The sequence below is a fragment of the Dysosmobacter welbionis genome (genome assembly GCF_005121165.3).
Lineage (GTDB): Bacteria > Bacillota > Clostridia > Oscillospirales > Oscillospiraceae > Oscillibacter > Oscillibacter welbionis.
In genome coordinates this window covers 622,237-640,293 of sequence record NZ_CP034413.3, presented here as the reverse complement: position 1 = coordinate 640,293, position 18,057 = coordinate 622,237, and the positions used below count along the sequence as shown (strand labels likewise).

Sequence of the window (18,057 nt, the reverse complement as noted above, 5' to 3'; positions counted from 1 at the left end):
CCCCCGGGGAAGGTCTTGCGGCCCGGCGCGGCGTCTGCTATGATGATAAAAAGGAGGAGATCATAATGAACATCCTGATCGTTGTGGATATGCAGAACGACTTTGTGTCCGGCGCTCTGGGGACACCGGAGGCGCGGCGGATCGTGCCTGCTGCGGCGGAGCGGGTGGCCGCAGGCATCCGCCGGGGGGAGCGGATTTTCTTCACCCGGGACACCCATGGGGCGGACTATCTCCATACCCGGGAGGGGCGGAACCTGCCTGTACCCCACTGCATCCGGGGGACCGAGGGCTGGGAGATCGTCGAGCAGCTCCGGCCTGCCAGCGCAGGACAGGCCATTCTGGACAAGCCCTCCTTCGGCAGCGCGGAGCTGGGGCGTCTGCTGGCGGAGGAGAATGAAAAGGAACTCATTGAAAAGGTGACGCTGATCGGCCTCTGCACCGACATCTGCGTGATTTCCAACGCCTTGCTGGTGAAGGCGTTCCTGCCGGAGGCAGAGGTAGCGGTGGATGCCGCCTGCTGCGCAGGTGTCACCCCGGAGAGCCATCGGACCGCGCTTGCGGCCATGAAGAGCTGCCAGATCACCGTGGAACATGAGGCGTTGCCCTTGTAATGATTTCAACGGAATTTGTGGCTGTTTTGCGATGATTTCCCGGATTTTTTGCGGTTTGCTGAGAAAAAGGGGGGGGATCGTATGCGTAGATGCCGATTCGCCTGCGTCGGGGCGCTGCTACTGGCCCTGCTGCTGACCGGCTGCGGCAAGGCGGGAACGGCACCGGAGGACGGCGGGGCCGATTTTTCGGAGACGGAACAGGTGGAGACACCGGAGGCCGCCGACGCCCTGACGGTGAAGGAGATCGCCCAGGTGAACGAGGCCTTCGCGCCTTTTAAGGAGCGGGAGAACGTCTCATACGTCAATTCCGTCTGCAGCTTCTTCACCTCTTACTATGAGCGGCCGGAGGACCTGGACCTGGTGGAGTTTCTGCGCTACATGGGGATCGGGGGCACGGTGGAGGACGAGGCTGAGTTCCAGGCCCTGAAGGGGGCCGGGGGCTGGCCCTTCCAGGGGGTGGACTCCCTGGACCGGATGCCGGTGCCCATCCACCGGTACCGGCGGACGGAGCTGGACGCGTACCTGGAGGAGCACGCCGACATCACCACGGCAGACCTGACGAATGTGCCGGAGAGCTCCGGGGAGCTGGTGTACTTGCCGGAGACCGACGCCTTCTACAACTTCACCAGCGACGCCGGCCCCGGCATGTTCATCTGCGAGGCCGGCCGGTGGGAGGGGAAGCTACTAGTCCTCACTGGAGGAGGCAAAGAGCTGACACTGGAGGCGGCGGAGGACGGCCGGTATCTCTTCCGGTCCTTCCTGCCCTTGGAAGAGGCGGAGATATGACGGAAAAGGGACAGCAAAGGACCCGCGGCGTACACCGCGGGTCTTTTCCTGCTTTGATTTTAGTCAATGCTGATCTGCCGGCTGGAGGAAACCTCCACTGTCTTCTTGGGCAGCTTCAGTGTCAGCACACCGCTGTCGTAGGAGGCGGTAATACCCTCCGCCCGGATGCCGGAGACGTCGAAGCTCCGGCTGTACGCGCCGTAGGAACGCTCACAGCACACGTACTTCCCCTTTTTCTCCTGCTCTTCATGTTCGGAGTGACGTTGGGCCTGGATGGTGAGGGTGTCGCCGTCCAGCTGCAGCTGGATGTCCTCCTTCTTGAAGCCGGGCAGGTCGGCCTTCAGCTCGTAGTAGTCGCCTTCATCGGTGATGTCGGTTTTGAACTCCGCCAGACCGCGGCCGGAGAAGAAGTCGTTGTTGAAAAGGCGACGCTCCATCTCCTCCATCTCGGAGAAGGGATTCCAGGTGCTCATAGAATTTCTGCGGTAAGGTCTCATTTCAAACATAATCAATTCCTCCTATCAAATCCTGATGATCCGTAGTTGGGACCGACGGCAGATGGATCATGGAGGGTGATGCCGCCGGGCGGAACAGGTGCCTTTCAAAGACCTTCTGTTCTTCTTTTCAAGTATTATGATAGGATGGAAAATCGGATATTGTGTGTCATTTGTTTGAACGATCTGTGAATTTTAGCACTCTGGTATCGAGAGTGCTAATTTTGCGCATTCATAAAAGCACATAGAAGATCCCGCCCAGCATGATAAACAGGCTTAGCCCGGCGCCCAGACCGGGGAAATACTCGTTTCCATCGCCGGAGACAACTTTCTTGATGGCGTCGATCAGAAAGATCACAAAGGTGAAGGGGGCAAAAATGCACAGGAAAAAGCATGCCCCCAGAAGAAATTCCAGCATATTCGCTCTCCTCACACGTAGCTCTGCGTGGTGACATCGAACACGCCGCGGGTGGTGATCCGCAGGGAGGGGATTACCGGCAGGGCCATGAAGCTCAGGGTCATGAAGGGGTCAATGCCCGGATTGACGCCCAGCTCGTGGGCCTTTGCCTTGGCGAATTCCAGCTTTTCGTTGACAGATGTCAGGGACTCATCGCTCATGATGCCTGCGATGGCCAGAGGGACTTCTGCCACCGACTTGCCCTGGTCCCAGACTACGATGCCACCGTTCAGCTCCACCACCCGGTTGGCTGCGGCGGCGCAGTCGTCCTCGCTGGTGCCCACCACGATAATGTTGTGGGAGTCGTGGGAGACGGATGTGGCCACAGCGCCGGATTTCAGACCGTAGCCCTGGAGAAAGCCGATGCCGATATGATGGGTGTTCTTGTGGCGCTCCACCACGGCAATCTTCAGCACGTCATACTCCACGTCGATCCGGTCGGAGTAGCCGGCGTCCACCGTGGTGATCTCCCCGTTCACCATGCCGATGATGCCCCGGGGCCGGGCATCCGTAAAGTCCTCCGCCGTCAGGTGCTCCACATGGAAGGTGCTGTGGGCCCGTTCGGTGAGATAGGGGTCGATGGCCGGGGCGGGGAAGTCCTTCACCACGCCGTGGTCCACCATCAGCTCGCCCTTCTTGAAGACTCTCTCGATGTTGAAGTCCTGGAAGCTGTCGATGATGACGAAGTCCCCCAGGTAGCCCGGGGCGATGGCGCCCCGGTTGTTCAGCAGGAAGTACCGGGCGGCGTTGTGGCAGGCCACCTTCACGGCGGTGATGGGCTCCACCCCCAGGCCGATGGCCCGCTTGACGATGTAGTCGATATGGCCCTTCTCCAGCAGGTCGTTGGGGTGCTTGTCGTCGGTGCAGAACATGCATCGCTCGGAGTATTTGTCGCACAGCAGGGGGGCAAGGGCGTCCAGGTTCCGGGCGGCAGTGCCCTCCCGGATCATGATAAACTGCCCCCGCTCCAGCTTGGCGATGGCGTCGTTCAGGTCGTGGCACTCGTGGTCGGAATAGACGCCGGCGGCGATGTAGGCGTTCAGGTCGTTGCCCACCAGATCCGGCGCGTGGCCGTCGATCTTCTTGTGGTGGGCCTGGGCGGCCACGATCTTCTCCACCGGCTGGTCGTCCCCGGCGATGATGCCTACGAAATTCATCATCTCCGCCAGTCCCTGGACCCGGGGGTGGTCATAGAAGGAGTCGATGGCCCGGTAGTCCAGGGACGCGCCGGACTCGTCCAGGGGCGTGGCCGGCACACAGGAGGGCAGCATAAACCGCACGTCCACCGGCAGGCCCTCCGTGGCCTGGAGCATGTACTCGATGCCGTCGGTACCCATGACGTTTGCGATCTCATGGGGGTCGGTGATGACGGTGGTGGTGCCGTGGGGCAGCACGGCCTTCACGAACTCCTTGGGAGAGACCAGGGAGCTCTCCAGATGGATGTGGGCATCCAGAAAGCCGGGCAGGACGATTTTACCCGTGCAGTCCTCCTCTACCGTGCCGGAGTATTGGCCCATGCCCACGATCAGCCCCTCTGCCACGGCGATGTCCGCATGACAGAGCTCGTTGGAGAAGACGTTGACATAGGTGGCGTTCTTCAGCACCAGGTCCGACGGCTCCCGCCCGGCGGCGGCGTTGATGATGCGGCGCTTTTTCAGCAGCTTCCGGTTGATCTTGCCAGCGTAGCTCTCAGACATAGAACCACTCCTTTTATTTAGATTTTAAGCCATTATCCAGACTTATAGAAAATATAAATCAGGATAATGGCATCTGGTTAAGGAGAGTATACGCCCAAATCCGGTATTTGTCCACAGAAAACGGAAGAAAATTTTTGCGCGGCAGCAGTCGCGGATGCAACTGCATAAAATGGCGGCTTCTGGTAAACTTATTCCATCAAGAGAAACATGCGGGATGTCCGGCGGCGGATCCGCCAGAAAGGAAATCAATATGGACAACAAGGCATATCAGAAGATGGACTACGCCCTTTGTCTGCTCTCTGCGGCAGCGGACGGCAAGCGCCACGGCTGCATCGTCAACTCCTTCCACCAGGTGACCTCTTCCTTCCCGCCCAAGTTCACCGTGGCGGTGAACAAGGACCACGAGACCTGCAAGGCCATTCAGGCGGCGGGGAGCTTCTCCGTTACCCTGTTGGGTGCGGACGCGCCGGGGGAGATCATCGACCTGTTCGGCTACAAGTCCGGCCGGGTGACGGACAAGTTCGCCGGCCGGGCGGCGGAGACCGACAGCAACGGCAATCCATACCTGAAGGAGCACATGGTCTCCCGCATCGCATGCAAGGTGGTGGACCAGATGGAGATCGGCAGCTTCCTCCTTTTCGTGGGCCAGGCCACAGAGGCGGAGGTGTTGGGAGACGGGAGGGTGCTGACCCTCCAGGCCTATACGGACCGGGGCAAGGCCACGCCGCCCACTGCCACCGTGTACCGCACGGTAGAGATCAACGGCTACCGCTGCACTGTCTGCGGTTATGTCTATGAGGGAGAATCCCTGCCGCCGGATTTCCGCTGCCCCTTGTGTCACGCCCCGGCGGAGAAATTTGTGAAGATCGAGAAATAAAGGACAAGCCCCGCGCCGGGACGGTGCGGGGTTTGCTTTTTGGATAGGCTGTATGGTACAGTGGGAAAAAGGAGGCGGCGGATATGAAAATACTTGCCTGCGGGCTTCTTTCGGCCATGCTGCTGGCCGGTACAGCGGCGGCGCTGGAATCAATCAGCCAACCCATTGCCACCAGCGGATACACTTACTATGCCATCCGAGCGGACGGCGCCCTGCTGGCCTGGGGAGACAGCTTCCACGGCGCGGTGGGCCCCACGGACCAGGACCCGCTGCCCTGGGAGGAGGCCAATGTCCTGCTGGAGAATGCCCGGTATGTGGACGCGGGGTTTATCACGGCCGCCGCCATTGACGAGGATGGGACCCTCTGGGGCTGGGGCGGCCACGCGGGCCGGACCTTCGGCGAGGAGGAGCCGTACCGGCTGCTGGAGGACGTGGTGTCCGTGTCAGTCGGGGAGACGGAATGTTCTGCCCTGTGCGCTGACGGGACGGTGTGGACCTGGGGCGCCCGGTCCGGAGTGTCCCTGGAGGAACATCAGGATGATCCCTACTATCCGCCCACCCAGGTACTGGACCAGGTGGTTCAGCTGTTTGGGGATTTGGCGGTGAAGGAGGATGGGACGCTGGTGCGGGTCTGGTTTGACGGGGATACCTGTACCGCGGCACCTTTGATGGAACATGTGGCCGCTGTGGGCAGTCTGTACTGCGGAATTCAGGACCCTGCCATGCTAGTCCAGGGGTAGGATGGCAGTCTCTGGCGTGTGCCCTGGGAGAATAATCTGTCGGATACAGTCCAGTGGCAGTCCCTGGGCCAGCCGGAAAAACTGCTGGAGGATGTGGTGCAGTTCACCAGATGTACCGCTGTGACGGCGGACGGAACTCTCTGGGCCTGGGGCAGCGACCGCCCGGCCATGCTGCGGGACGGTCTGGTGGACCCGGAGGACCCCTATGACACGGAGGCCTGTGACGGCATTGTGCGGATCACGAACGGTGTGGTTTGTGCCGTCCCCTGCAGCGACCGGACCCTGGCGGTGTTGGCGGACGGCTCCCTGTGGCAGTTCCCCAGCGCCGGGTTTCTCCCGGAGTGGGAGACGTCACCGGACCGGAGCCCCGCTGCGCCGGAAAAGCTGCTGGACCAGGTCCGGATGCCCTCCCCGTCCCCGGCCTGGGCAGCGGATGCCCCGCCGCCTGCTGTGTTGAAATCGGCCTCCCTTGAAGCTTGGGAGGCACGGCAGGCCGATGCGGCTGATGCGGAGATGGGACCAGATTCGCTGCCCGTTCAGGAAGAGTCCCCTGCTGAACGCACAGGGGGTCAGGAGATCCTGGAGCTGGGAGTCCTCGCGGCCTCCCTCCCGGGGCTGCTTCTGGCGGCCTGGATACGGGGCCGGAAGAAGTGAACGATGCCAAAGACGCGCCTGTGGAACTTCCATAGGCGCGTCTTTGTGATTATCCCTCCAGAGGACGGATTTCCAGATAGTAGTGAGGCTCCGCCAGATCCAGCGATACCTGGGTAACACCGTTTTCCAGATCAAAGCCCAGGTTCTGCCGGACGATCTCAATGGTGTCCGTGTTCACCAGGGCGGCGGTCTGGCCGGTGAACTCCAGCGTGGATCCCAGGGCCGTCACCAGATCATAGCCCTGGAGGCCCACGTTCTCCGAACCAGAGCAGCCGTAGTCATAGCTGGGTGCCTTCCAAAAAGAAGCCGCCACAGTAACACTGCCGCCTGCCGGGACGGTGACGGGGAAGGACAGGTACAGCACCCGCTCCTGGGACAGGGCTTCCATCAGGATCTCATCCAGCCGGCCGTCGCTGTACCGGTCCTTGGGGGTGCCGGAGAAGAGGCCGTACTGCTCCAGCAGCTGCCACACCAATCCCTGGTACTGCGCCTGAGAGAGATACCGGAAGGGGCTTTCCTGCCCGCGGCCCAGGCTGAACTGCTCAAATTCCGCCTGATAAGCCCGGCACAGCAGGTCCAGCACATCGGCCAAGGTGGTCTCCCGGCGGGTGACGGTGCAGGACACCCCATCGATCTCCTGGTCACAGCCGCCGTCGGCATACCCCTGGAGGACATAATCGCCGATGTCATCACCCAGGACGATCAGAATTTTTGTTTCCGTCTCTCTCCGGACACCGTCGGGAACGAAATAGCTGTACTGGCACCAGCCCCGGTCCGCATCCCGACTCATGCCGTTGAAGCCGTAGGAGAGGACTGTGGTGGCCTCTGGGTCGGTAGTGAAGGTCACCGCCTGGGTAGCGGCGTTGTATTCCTCATGGGGCGCGGCGAAATCCGTGAACTGATATACAGTCACCGGGACCTCCGGGGCAGCAGTTTCCTCCATCGCCCGGGACAGGTATTCTCCGTCTGCCAGAAGTGCCTGATAATCGGCCCATTCGTCCGGCGGGGCCAGGTTCCAGGTGGAGCCGTCCGGCTCCCCGGCGTCCTGAAAGCCTCCGGCGTAGCCGCCGGAGAGCACAGAGAAACCGGTCCCCCCGCTATCCACGGTGACAGCAGCGTTCAGCTCGGGAAAGTCCAGCCAGCTGGTGGAGACGGGGTAGAGGGCGTTGACCGTCACACTGCCGTCAGCAGGATTGGTCAGCGTGTAGCTGTCTGTCACCTGGGCCCCCCACTGTCGGGGGGATCCATCCTCATAGGAGCCGGGGGCAAAATCCCAGGTGACGGTCCGCCCTGCGGTCAGGCGGGTGTTCGTTTCCGCCGTGGTCAGCGGAAAGACCGGCCCGGCGTAGGACAGGAAGGTAGTGCCCGGGCTGTGGCCGTCACCGCCGGATTCTCCACCGGCCAGCGCGGCATCTCCGGGGCTGCCGGTGCCCGCTCCCAGATTCGATTGCCACAGTCCCCACGCCCCGGCGCAGATCACCGCGAGACATGCGGCCGCGGCCAAAAGCCGAACCCATGAGGGCCGCCGCTGTACAGCGGCGGGGGAGGAGGCGGTGTCCGCCTCCTCTATGAGGCTTTCGTCCACCAGACCCAGGATTTGAAACAACCGCTCCGCTTTCACAAAAACACCTCCTCCTGTTCCAGATAGGTCCGCAGGGCCTTCCGGGTGCGGAAGAGAGAGGACTTGACCTTCCCCTCTCCGCAGTTCATTCCGGCGGCAATATCCGCCACGCTCTGCCCGTACCAGTACCGCCGCAGGAAGATGATGCGGCTCTCCGGACTCTGCCGCCGCAGAAACGCGCTGATGAGCGACGCGATTTCCTGGTCCTCCATCGTCTTCTCGGTTCCGTGGGGCTCCGGCACACAGTCATCCAGCTCCCCCAACAGCACCTCCATGCCGTCCCCGCCCCGTTTGGCGGTGCGGCTCTGCTTCCAGCGGTCCAGAGAGAGGTTGCGGACGATGCGCCCCAGCCAGGCCCGGAAGGCGGAGGGGCGGGCCGGAGGAATGGCGTTCCAGGTGCGCAGATACGTGTCGTTGACGCACTCCTCCGCGTCGCTGTGACTGCGGAGGATGTTCCAGGCAATCCCCGCCAGGAAGCCGCCGTATTTGCCGTGGGTCTCGTCAATAGCCCGCTGATCCCGCTGCCAGTACAGGTCGATGATCTCCGTGTCCTCCATGTTATCCTCCTCTCTCCCGCAGCAGCTCGTTGGCAAAGCGGTTCAGCGCCTCGCAGGGCGCATAGGCGGTGCGCCAGCCGGTGCCGTCGATAATCAGAAACGGGTTGTAGGCCGTGACGTTCGCAGCTGTGCCGTCAGCCATGGTCACCGTGAACAGGACGGTCTGTCCGGCATACTCCGAATAGGACTGGTCCGGCCGCGTGATGCGGACATCTGCCAGCAGATCCGCCAGGGTCTCGATCTCCCCGGCATCCAGCTCCAGTGTCACATCCGGGGGGGCCACCAGGACGGTGGCTGCGGCGATGTCCGCCGCCTCCAGACCCCGGAAGGGCCTCCGGCCCCAGAACAGCAGTCCTGCCGCCAGCGTCAGCAGGATGGCCAGCACGGCTCCGCCCATCAATAAGTACCGCTTTTGCAGATTCATGGGATCCTCCTCCTGTCTCCAGCCCACGGCTGGAGGTTCTCTCACCAACATAGACGAGAAAACGTGATGCCGGTTGCAAAGAAGTGGAAATTTTCCAAAGGAAACCGCTCTGGAGCGCGGACGCTCCAGAGCGGTTTTGAAAGAGAGCGGGGATCAGGCCTCCAGCAGCCCCAGGCTCACCAGGAACTCCCGGGCCACCTCATCCACAGTGCGGCCCTCCACGTCCACCTGGTAGGTCAGCTCCGCCATCTGCTCGGTGGGGATCTTGCCCGCCAGTTGGTTCAGAATGTCCGCCACCTCCGGGTACTTCTCCAGCAGATCGTCCCGCACCAGAAAGACGCCGTTGTAGTCGGGGAAGAAGCTCTGGTCGTCCTCCAGGACCTTCAGCCCGACCTTTTTGTTCAGGCCGTCGGTGGAGTAGACCACCGCCACATCGAAGCTGCCGTTTTCAATGGCGGAGTACTTCAGGCCCATATCCACAGAGACCGCGTCCTGGAAATTCAGACCGTAGAACTTCACAAAGGGGTCATACTTCATGCTGCCCTCCAGGGTGAAGAACTCCTGCTCCGCGCCGAAGGTCAGCTGGTCCGCAATGGGGATGAGGTCGCTGATGGTCTCCAGGCCGTACTCGTCCGCCAGGGCCTGGGGCACGCCGATGGCGTAGGTGTTTTCAAAGCCCAGCTGCTCCAGCTGGGTGAGGCCGTAGCTGTCCAGCTCGCCCTGGACGTAGTCGTAGATCGTCATGCCCTCCGGAACGTCCACCGTGTCCTGGCCCAGAAAGGTGGTGAGGATCGTGCCGTCGTAGGAGATCATCAGGTCGCAGGTGTGGCTGTCATCCTTCAGGGAGTTCCAGTTGTTCACCTGGGACATCTGATCCTGAATGGTGACGGTCAGGTCCGTCTGGTCCTCCACCAGCATCTTTACCATGTGGTGCATCAGCTGGGTTTCGGAGTAGTCGCCGTCATAGAGAAGAATGTCGCCGGTGCCGCCGCGGCCATAGGGCAGCAGCAGGATGAACGCCAGTACGATGGCCGCCACCGGGATCCACATTTTCTTGGAGCCGCCCCGGCTCTTGCGCATCTGCCCCTCGAACCAGCTCATGATGAGGTCCAGCACCACGGCGATGACCATAAGGACGCCGGTGGCCGCCAGAATCAGGGACATATCGGAGATCCGGATGGCCTGGGTGATGACGCCGCCCAGACCGCCGCCGCCCACGAAAGCTGCGAATACCGCAGTGCCGATGGCGTTTACCACCGCGATGCGGATGCCGGTGAACACCGTGGGGAAGGCCAGGGGGAACTCCACCATCAGCACCCGGTAGGGCTTGCTCATGCCCATGCCCCGGGCGGCTTCCTTCACACCCGGGTCCACCTCCTGGAGTCCCAAGCAGGTGTTCCGCACGATGGGCAGCAGGGAGTACAGCGTGATGCCGGTGATGACCGTCAGCTTGCCGGGGTCCAGCACCACCATGATGATGCCCAGAAGGGCCAGGGAGGGAATGGTCTGCAGCAGGTCCACAATCCGCAGGATGACGGGCCGGGCGGTCTTGGAGACGTATGCCCAGATGCCCAAGGGCAGTCCCACGGCGATGGACAGCAGGCTGGCCGCCAGAACGATGAAGAGATGTTGAAAAATCAGGTCCCAGCTCATTTGCCCGCCTCCTTTCGCAGGCCGCGGGGCGTGACCCTTTTCTGCAGCAGGTCAATGACCAGTCCGAAGAGAACGGCCAGTATGGCCGCCGGGATGGCCCCCAGGAGAATCAGCGTGTTGTTGTTGGAGCTGGTGCCCCGGTACACAAAGTCGCCCAGGCCGCCCAGGCCGATCATGGAGGCCAGCACCGCCCAGGAGACGGTGTAGATGGCGGCCATCCGCAGCCCCGAGATGATGACCGGCATGGCCAGGGGCAGCTCCACCCGCACCAGCGTCTGGAAGGAGGACATGCCACAGCCCTTGGCGGCCTCGATGTATTTCGGCTCTACCTCCAGAATGCCGGTGTAGGTGTTTTTCAGCACTGGGAACATGGCGTACACACTGAGGGCCACGATCACCGTGGGATAGATATTCCCCCACCAGATGAACAGCACGCCGATGAACACCAGGCCGGGAATGGTCTGGAAGATGGAGAGAATGGGGATGATGATGCCCGACAGCCACCGCGGGATTCGGGAGAGGAGGATGCCGAACACCAGTCCCGCCGCAAAGCCGATGACCACCGAGATCAGCACATATATCGTGTGCAGTCCGATGGCCCGCAGCAGGTCGGCGCCGTAGTCCTGGATCAGCGTCATCATTTGGAATCACCCCACAGATTCTCCGCCACGCTGCGGGCCACGCTGGTCTTGGTGACGATACCGGCGATGGTGTCGTCCGCATTCAGCACCACCACGTAGTTGGCACCGGAGTCCAGCAGGTAGTCGAAGCTCTCCTTGGCCTCGTCCCCCACCCGGACGGTCCGGGCAGTCTGGCGGATCAGAGGCTCGATGCTGGTGAGTTCCCGGCCCCAGTGGCGGATGTCGCCGATGGAGATGGTGCCTAAGTACCGGTTCTGCTCGTCTGTGACCAGCAGGGTGTCCACGCTGCCTCGGGCCATGCGCTCGGCGCACTCCAACACGCCGCGATCCTTCCGGACGCTGAACACATTGGTGCGCATGAAGCTCTCTACTTTGGAGGGGGCGGTGTCCGGCGTGTGCTTGCCCATAAAGGTGCGGACCAGATCGTTGGCGGGGTGCTCCAGCATCTCCTCGGGGGAGGCCATCTGGACGATTTCTCCGGCGGCCATGAAGATGATGATGTCCGCCAGCTTCAGCGCCTCGCTCATGTCGTGGCTGACGAAGACGATGGTCTTGTTCAGCTTCTGCTGCAGGTTCTTCACCTCATCCTGCAGGGACTCGCGAGTCAAGGGATCGAGAGCGGAGAAGGGCTCATCCATCAGCACGATGGGGGGAGAAGCTGCCAGGGCCCGCAGCACGCCGATGCGCTGCTGCTGGCCGCCGGAGAGCTCGGAAGGATACTTGTTGGCAGACTGCTCCATGTGGACCAGCTGCAGCATCTCCTGGACGATCTCATCGCACCGGGCCTTGTCGTACTTCAGCAGCTTGGGGACCACGCAGATGTTCTGGGCCACGGTCATGTTGGGGAACAGGCCGATCTGCTGGATCACATAGCCGATATGCCGCCGCAGCTCCACCTTGTCCTGGGAGTGGATATCCTGCCCGTCGATGCGGATGGTGCCGGAATCGGGCTCCAGCAGGCGGTTGATCATCTTCATGGTGGTGGTCTTGCCGCAGCCGGAAGGGCCGATCAGGACCACGAACTGTCCGTCTGGAATGGTGAAATTCAGGTCCTTGAGGACCGGGGTCTTGCCATAGCTCTTGGAGACGTGTTCAAACTGGATCATATCGCTGCCTTCACTCCTTTGTCGTTACTAGCCGGTGGGCGGCCTCTGCGGCGCTGGGGCTTCCCACCAGGATGATGACGTCGCCGCTGTACAGTTCGGCATAGGGACCGGGGGAGAGGATCACCGTCTGGCCCCGCCGGATGGCCACGATGGTGCCGCCGGTGGACTGCCAGAATTTCAGCTCCCCGATGCTCTTGCCGATGAGAGGAGAGTCCTTGGGGACAGGGACCTCATAGTTGGGGAGGGGCTGACCGGCCGCAGCAAATGTGTCCTGCCCTTTTACCAGGGCCGACACGGTGTCCGCCATGCGCCGGTTCACCTCGGCGGACTCCGCCAGCAGCGCCTTCAGCTGGAGGCGCAGGGAATGGATGTCCGCATCCTCGGAGAAGTTTTCGATGTACCGGCGGGCGCTGTCGGCGGAGAGGACTACGGCCCCGCTCTGGGGCTTCACATCCACCACCTTCATGTCCGCCAGCAGCCGTAGGGCCTTGCGGATCGTCTCCGGGGATACCCCGTACTCCGACGCCAGCACCGACCGACCGTAAATCCGGCTGCCCTCCGTCAACTCACCTTGGGCGATGCGGGTAGCCAGATCCAAAGCGATCTGCAGATACTGGGACGGGACAACTGCCTGCCTCAAGCCATCACCTTCTGTTCTGCGATTGTATGGCCCCTATTATACACTGCCAACTTTGAAAAGTAAATAGAGATGGCAGTTAAAAAATTATAAAAATATAGGAACAATTTACGGAAAAAGAAAAAATCGGAAAGACGGCACAGAAAAACGCCCCTCCCGTGAAAACGGGAGGGGCGTTTGACCGGGAATGCTGATCAGCCGAAGTTCTCTACAATGTCCACCAATTCCGCGCCGATGCGTTTCTGAGCTTCTTTGGTGCCTGCGCCGATGTGGGGCGTGCAGGAGACAGCCGGGTGGGAGGCCAGGGCCCAGTTGGGATCCTTCTCGCTCAGCCACACGTCCAGACCGGCGGCCTTGACCTTGCCGGAGTTCAGAGCGTCCAGCAGGGCGGCCTCGTTCACGTTGGCACCCCGGGAGACGTTGATGATCACCACGCCATCCTTCATCTTCGCAAGGGACTCCGCATCCACCAGGGGCTTGTCGCCACTGGGGGCACAGAGGACGACGATGTCGGACTGGGAGAGCAGCTCGTCCATAGTGACAAAGTGCATGGTCTCGCACTCGCAGCCCTCCGGCTTGTTGCGGTGGACCACGGACAGCACATTCATGCCCAGGGCTTGACCCTTGGCGCCCACCAGCTGGCCGATCCGGCCATAGCCGATGACGCCCATAGTCTTGCCGGAGAGCTCAAAGCCCTTGGAGTAGGCTTTCTTCTCCCACTTGTTCTCCCGCATGGTGTGGCCCGCGATGGAGATGTTCCGGGCACAGGAGAACAACAGGGCCAGAGCCAGCTCCGCCACCGCGTTGGAGGAGGCGCGGGGCGTGTTCTTCACCTGGATGCCGTGTTCCTCTGCGTATTTGACTGCGATGTTGTCTACACCGACGCCGGCCCGGATGATGAGCTTCAGGCGGCTGCCTGCGGCGGCGTCGATCTGCGGCTCCTTGATCTTGGTGGCGCTGCGGATGATAACCACGTCGAAGTCCCGCAGGGCTGCGCCCAGCTGATCGGGCTCATAGAACTGCTCGATGACTTCATATCCATCCTTGCGCAGCTGTTCCATTGCGCCAGCATCCATCCCATCGGTAACCAAAACTCTTAATGCCATATATAATACCCCTTTTCATACATTTCCGGCACACCCCAGGGGTGCCAATGTCGGAAACCCCAAACGCCCATTGGGGGACAGGCGCCTCCGTGAGAGTGGAGTTCAGAGATAGGAGCTGCGCGTACGGCAGTCTGCCTGACGCTCCGGACTCCATCGCAGGAAGGGGGAAGGCGAAGCCTCTCTGGCTTCACCGGAGTGAAGATGTGGAGCGTGAAGAGTGGAGATACGCCTGGCGTGTTCCACTCGCTCTCCCACCCGCACAAAAGGAAGGGGGCTGGTAGAAATCGTGGGGGCTACACCGTTGCGGCATTGCGATTCCCGGCCCTTTTGGGCCGCCAATCGCGCCGCGGTCTCGAAATCGGCTCGCTTTCGAGACCGCTGGCGGCGCTTCGCCGGTTTCCCCAGTTCTTTTGCCGGAGGCAAAAGAAGAATTTTTAATCCTTTTCCGCAGGGCGTGTACCTGCCGAAAATTCCCCGACTCAGACGCCTTGGGCGGCGTTCACCAGTCTGCAGACTGACGGGGGGCCTCCATGGGGGAGCAGGTCCCCCATGGAAAGCCGTTACGCGTGCTCTGCCTCGTACTTCTTCAGGAACTCCACCAGGGCCTCCACGCCCTCCTTGGGCATGGCATTATAGATGGACGCCCGCAGGCCGCCCACGCTCTTGTGGCCCTTCAGGTTGTCGAAGCCGGCGGCCTTGGAGGCGGCCACCACATCGGCATCCTGCTCCTTGCTGGGGGTGACGAAGGGCACGTTCATCAGGGAACGGTCCTCCTTGCGGACAGCACCGGTGAAGAACTTGCTCTGGTCCAGGAAATCGTACAGCACCGCGGCCTTTTCCTCGTTGCGCTTGTTCATGGCCTCCAGTCCGCCGTTTGCCAACAGGTACTTGAAGACCTTGCCGCAGCAGTAGATGGCCCAGCAGTTGGGAGTGTTGTACAGGGAGTCATTGTCCGCATGGGTCTTGTAACTCATGTAAGTGGGCACGAACTGGGGCAGGTCCTCCCGCAACAGGTCCTCCCGGATGATGACCACCGCCATGCCGGCGGGACCCACATTCTTCTGTACGCCCGCCCAGATCAGGCCGTACTTGGTGACATCGCAGGGACGGGAGAGGAACATGGAGGACTGATCCGACACAAGGATCTTGCCCTTGGTGTTGGGCAGATGGAAATAGGTGGTGCCGTTGATGGTCTCGTTCTCGCAGATATAGACGTAATCTGCGTTGTCGGGGATGTCCAGATCGGAGCAGTCGGGGATGTAGGAGAAGTTCTTGTCCGCGGAGGAGGCGACGATCTTCACCTCACCGTACTTCTGGGCCTCCTTGATGGCCTTCTTTGACCAGTTGCCGGTCTCCACATAGCAGGCCACGCCGTTCTTCATCAGATTCATGGGCACCATGGCGAACTGCACGGTGCCGCCGCCCTGAACGAACAGAACCTTGTAGTTGTCGGGAATGCCCATCAGCTGACGCAGGTCCGCCTCGGCCTCGTCCCGGATCTGCTGAAAGACCTTGGAGCGGTGGCTCATCTCCATGACGCACATGCCGCTGCCCCGGTAATTCATCATCTCGGCGGCGATCTCCTCCAAGACCTCCTCCGGCATCATGGCGGGTCCGGCGGAGAAATTATAGGTACGTCCGTATTTCATACTCATTTCCTCCAAACTTTTTTGTTCTGGGGTTTCGCATCGGCGCGCAGACATCTGTCTGTTTCCTCTTCCAGTATAGCACAGAATTGGAAAGAATCAACCGGAAAAGCGGGATGAGTCCGCCTGTGAGAGAGGACGGCGGACAGCCCGTAAAAAGTTTTAGGGGCACAAAAAAACTTGCAGAAAACTTGCTTTTTTGGCAGACTTCGGGTATTCTGAAAAAAATTGCCATTGGTATGACCTCTTGACGGGATCAAGAATTTTGGGAAGGGAGCGCCGCCGCACTGCGGCGGCAGGGAGATAGATGAATCGGACTTGGATTGAATTGGACAGGGAGGCCCTGGCCCACAACATCCGGCGCTACCAGAGCCTTCTGCCAGCGGGCTGCCGGATCATGGGCGTGGTGAAGGCGGACGCTTACGGACACGGGGCGCGGGCGGTGGCCGCCCAGCTGTGGGAGCTGGGCATCCGCCACTTTGCCACTGCCACGCTGGACGAGGCGGTCCAGCTGCGGGAGGCCGGCATCCAGGGGGAGATCCTGATCCTGGGATACAGCGCCCCTGCGTATTTCCACCTGCTGGCAGAGCACGGGCTGACCCAGACCGCCACCTGCCCGGACCACGCCGCCCAGCTGGAGACCTACTGCCGGGAGAACGGCGTGCGCCTCAAGGTACATATCGCAGTGGACACGGGTATGCACCGCATCGGATTCCTGCCGGAGGACCTGGACGCCATCCGGCGGGTGTATGAGAACGGCGTCCTGCAGGTCACCGGCATCTACTCCCACCTCTGCGTGGCGGACACGGACGAGGAGGAACATGTGGACTTTTCCCGCCGGCAGGCGGAGACCTTCAAAAGCGTGGTGGAGTCCCTCCAGGCCCGGGGCGTGGAGCTGGGGACGGTTCACCTTCTGAGCAGCTATGCGGCGGTGAACTACCCGGAGTACGCCTATGACTACGCCCGCCTGGGCATTTTGATGTTTGGCGTCAAGAGCAGCGCGGCGGACTACCTGCGGGAGGACCTGCAGCCCATGCCGGTCATGACCCTGAAGGCCCGGATCACCTCTGTGCGGGAGATCGGACCCGGGGAGACGGTGAGCTACGGCCGGATCTTCCGGGCGGAGCGGCCCACCAAGGTGGCCTCCGTCTCCATCGGCTACGCCGACGGCATCCCCCGCTGCCTCAGCGGCGGAAAGCTGCGGGCCATCGTCCGGGGACAGTACGCCCAGGGCATCGGCCGGATCTGTATGGACCAGCTGATGCTGGACGTCACCGGCATTGAAGATGTCCGGGTGGGGGACGAGGCGGTGTTCATCGGCCGCCAGGGGGACTGTGTCATCTACGCAGAGGAGCTGGCGGAGAACGCCGGCACCATTACCAACGAGCTGTTCAGCCGCCTGGGCGCCCGGGTGGAGGGGCGCTGCTTCCGGCAGGAGGCCTGAGTGAGATGTGAGGCCGCGGAGCGGCTTTGCATAGATCAGAAACCAAGCGGGGGCCGGCCAGCGGAACGGTGCCTGCGGAGAAAGGAGGAAGAGAGATGGAACGGTATGTGGAGTGCGAGAGCCGCGGCCTGACCCTACGGGGGATGCTGCATGTGCCAGACCAGCGGCCGGGGAAAGTACCCTTTGTGATCCTGTTCCACGGCTTCTGCGACGACCGGAACGAGATCAACTTCGTCCACACGGAGCTCTCCCGCAGGCTGTGTGAGCGGGGGATCGCCAGTGTCCGGTTCGACTTTGCCGGCAGCGGCGACAGCGACGGGCGGTTCGAGGACATGACTGTCTCCAGTGAGGTGGAAGACGGCCTTGCCATCTTGGACTATGTCAAGAGTCTGGACTTTGTGGACCAGAGCCGGATCGCGATCCACGGCCTGAGCATGGGGGGATGTGTGGCCTCCATGGTGGCGGGCCTGCGGGATGCGGACGTGTGCGCCCTGAGCCTGTGGTGCCCGGCGCCGGACGTGGTCTACAACATGAAGCACAAGATGCTCTGCGGCGTGGATGTGTCTGACATCGAGGAGAAGGGCTACGCAGACTACGAGGGCCTGCGGGTGGGCCTGGGCTTCTATCAGGATGCCTTGGAGCTGGATCCTTACGCCGTGGCGGCCAAATTCACCAAGCGCGTGAATCTGGTACACGGGGATGAGGACGTGACGGCCTCCATCCACTGTTCGGAGCGGTACAAGGAGATCTATGGAGACCGGGCGGAATTCCTGGTGGTCCATGGCGCGGAGCACCGATTCAAATCCTGTGCGTTTCGGGCCGCCCGGATGGACTCGGCTCTGGCATTCCTGACCCGGGAGCTGCTGGGCTGAACGGAGGACTCCTGCGGCGCCGCGGGCGCGGTCC

General features: G+C 61.8%; 19 protein-coding genes. 7 read left to right on the top strand and 12 right to left on the bottom strand.

Going from position 1 to position 18,057, the window contains the following annotated elements; translation table 11 throughout:
* Nucleotides 1-65: 65 nt before the first annotated feature.
* Both EIO64_RS03370 and EIO64_RS03365 read left to right on the top strand, forming a co-directional pair.
* Nucleotides 66-611: a cysteine hydrolase family protein gene (locus tag EIO64_RS03370; protein ID WP_174233000.1), complete on the top strand. Its 546-nt coding sequence runs from the start codon at nucleotides 66-68 to the stop codon at nucleotides 609-611.
* A gap of 81 nt (nucleotides 612-692) precedes the next feature.
* Entirely contained in the window at nucleotides 693-1,397 is a 705-nt protein-coding gene (locus EIO64_RS03365; protein WP_158629684.1) for a hypothetical protein, read from the top strand.
* Nucleotides 1,398-1,456: 59 nt separating this feature from the next.
* Here EIO64_RS03365 and EIO64_RS03360 read toward each other — a convergent pair whose 3' ends face one another.
* The 3 genes from EIO64_RS03360 to ade all read right to left on the bottom strand — a co-directional run bounded on the left by EIO64_RS03360 (nucleotide 1,457) and on the right by ade (nucleotide 4,045).
* A complete protein-coding gene (locus EIO64_RS03360) occupies nucleotides 1,457-1,903 on the bottom strand; it encodes an Hsp20/alpha crystallin family protein (protein ID WP_051319925.1) in 447 nt (148 codons plus the stop codon).
* A gap of 220 nt (nucleotides 1,904-2,123) precedes the next feature.
* The gene (locus EIO64_RS03355) at nucleotides 2,124-2,309 is read right to left on the bottom strand and encodes a hypothetical protein (RefSeq protein ID WP_119311339.1); all 186 of its coding nucleotides are present in this window, start codon (nucleotides 2,307-2,309) and stop codon (nucleotides 2,124-2,126) included.
* 11 nt (nucleotides 2,310-2,320) lie between these two features.
* A complete protein-coding gene (gene ade / locus EIO64_RS03350; RefSeq protein WP_136890778.1) occupies nucleotides 2,321-4,045 on the bottom strand; it encodes an adenine deaminase in 1,725 nt (574 codons plus the stop codon).
* A gap of 250 nt (nucleotides 4,046-4,295) precedes the next feature.
* Between ade and EIO64_RS03345 the strand changes: the two genes are divergently transcribed.
* From EIO64_RS03345 to EIO64_RS03335, 3 genes are all read left to right on the top strand, one after another.
* Complete coding sequence (locus EIO64_RS03345; protein WP_025544273.1) at nucleotides 4,296-4,922, top strand: flavin reductase; 627 nt, start codon at nucleotides 4,296-4,298, stop codon at nucleotides 4,920-4,922.
* An 83-nt stretch (nucleotides 4,923-5,005) separates the two neighbouring features.
* A complete protein-coding gene (locus tag EIO64_RS03340) occupies nucleotides 5,006-5,662 on the top strand; it encodes an RCC1 domain-containing protein (protein ID WP_136890777.1) in 657 nt (218 codons plus the stop codon).
* A gap of 18 nt (nucleotides 5,663-5,680) precedes the next feature.
* Entirely contained in the window at nucleotides 5,681-6,316 is a 636-nt protein-coding gene (locus tag EIO64_RS03335; RefSeq protein ID WP_136890776.1) for a hypothetical protein, read from the top strand.
* Nucleotides 6,317-6,365: 49 nt separating this feature from the next.
* Here EIO64_RS03335 and EIO64_RS03330 read toward each other — a convergent pair whose 3' ends face one another.
* The 9 genes from EIO64_RS03330 to serC all read right to left on the bottom strand — a co-directional run bounded on the left by EIO64_RS03330 (nucleotide 6,366) and on the right by serC (nucleotide 15,710).
* A complete protein-coding gene (locus tag EIO64_RS03330) occupies nucleotides 6,366-7,937 on the bottom strand; it encodes a hypothetical protein (RefSeq protein ID WP_025544275.1) in 1,572 nt (523 codons plus the stop codon).
* Nucleotides 7,934-8,494, bottom strand: coding sequence for an RNA polymerase sigma factor (locus EIO64_RS03325; RefSeq protein WP_119311336.1), 561 nt, complete (start codon nucleotides 8,492-8,494; stop codon nucleotides 7,934-7,936). The genes EIO64_RS03330 and EIO64_RS03325 overlap by 4 nt, the downstream gene beginning before the upstream one ends.
* A gap of 1 nt (nucleotide 8,495) precedes the next feature.
* Nucleotides 8,496-8,918 (bottom strand): hypothetical protein, encoded by a 423-nt coding sequence (locus EIO64_RS03320; RefSeq protein WP_249390782.1) that lies wholly within the window; start codon nucleotides 8,916-8,918, stop codon nucleotides 8,496-8,498.
* 153 nt (nucleotides 8,919-9,071) lie between these two features.
* A complete protein-coding gene (locus EIO64_RS03315) occupies nucleotides 9,072-10,571 on the bottom strand; it encodes a glycine betaine ABC transporter substrate-binding protein (RefSeq protein WP_021748232.1) in 1,500 nt (499 codons plus the stop codon).
* Nucleotides 10,568-11,212 (bottom strand): ABC transporter permease, encoded by a 645-nt coding sequence (locus EIO64_RS03310; RefSeq protein ID WP_021748231.1) that lies wholly within the window; start codon nucleotides 11,210-11,212, stop codon nucleotides 10,568-10,570. The genes EIO64_RS03315 and EIO64_RS03310 overlap by 4 nt, the downstream gene beginning before the upstream one ends.
* On the bottom strand, nucleotides 11,209-12,318 hold the full coding sequence (locus tag EIO64_RS03305) for a betaine/proline/choline family ABC transporter ATP-binding protein (RefSeq protein WP_021748230.1): 1,110 nt from the start codon (nucleotides 12,316-12,318) through the stop codon (nucleotides 11,209-11,211). Before EIO64_RS03305 ends, EIO64_RS03310 begins: the two co-directional genes overlap by 4 nt.
* 10 nt (nucleotides 12,319-12,328) lie before the next feature.
* On the bottom strand, nucleotides 12,329-12,958 hold the full coding sequence (locus EIO64_RS03300) for a GntR family transcriptional regulator (RefSeq protein WP_021748229.1): 630 nt from the start codon (nucleotides 12,956-12,958) through the stop codon (nucleotides 12,329-12,331).
* Between the two features lie 191 nt (nucleotides 12,959-13,149).
* A complete protein-coding gene (locus tag EIO64_RS03295) occupies nucleotides 13,150-14,061 on the bottom strand; it encodes an NAD(P)-dependent oxidoreductase (protein WP_021748228.1) in 912 nt (303 codons plus the stop codon).
* A 560-nt stretch (nucleotides 14,062-14,621) separates the two neighbouring features.
* Nucleotides 14,622-15,710, bottom strand: a complete 1,089-nt coding sequence (gene serC / locus EIO64_RS03290) for a 3-phosphoserine/phosphohydroxythreonine transaminase (protein WP_036629710.1) — start codon at nucleotides 15,708-15,710, stop codon at nucleotides 14,622-14,624.
* A 304-nt stretch (nucleotides 15,711-16,014) separates the two neighbouring features.
* Here serC and vanT point away from each other — a divergent pair, with 304 nt between their 5' ends.
* Together vanT and EIO64_RS03280 are read left to right on the top strand one after the other, a co-directional pair.
* Complete coding sequence (gene vanT / locus EIO64_RS03285) at nucleotides 16,015-17,151, top strand: serine racemase VanT catalytic subunit (protein ID WP_136890775.1); 1,137 nt, start codon at nucleotides 16,015-16,017, stop codon at nucleotides 17,149-17,151.
* 95 nt (nucleotides 17,152-17,246) lie between these two features.
* Nucleotides 17,247-18,023, top strand: a complete 777-nt coding sequence (locus tag EIO64_RS03280; protein WP_021748224.1) for an alpha/beta hydrolase — start codon at nucleotides 17,247-17,249, stop codon at nucleotides 18,021-18,023.
* Nucleotides 18,024-18,057: the final 34 nt, after the last annotated feature.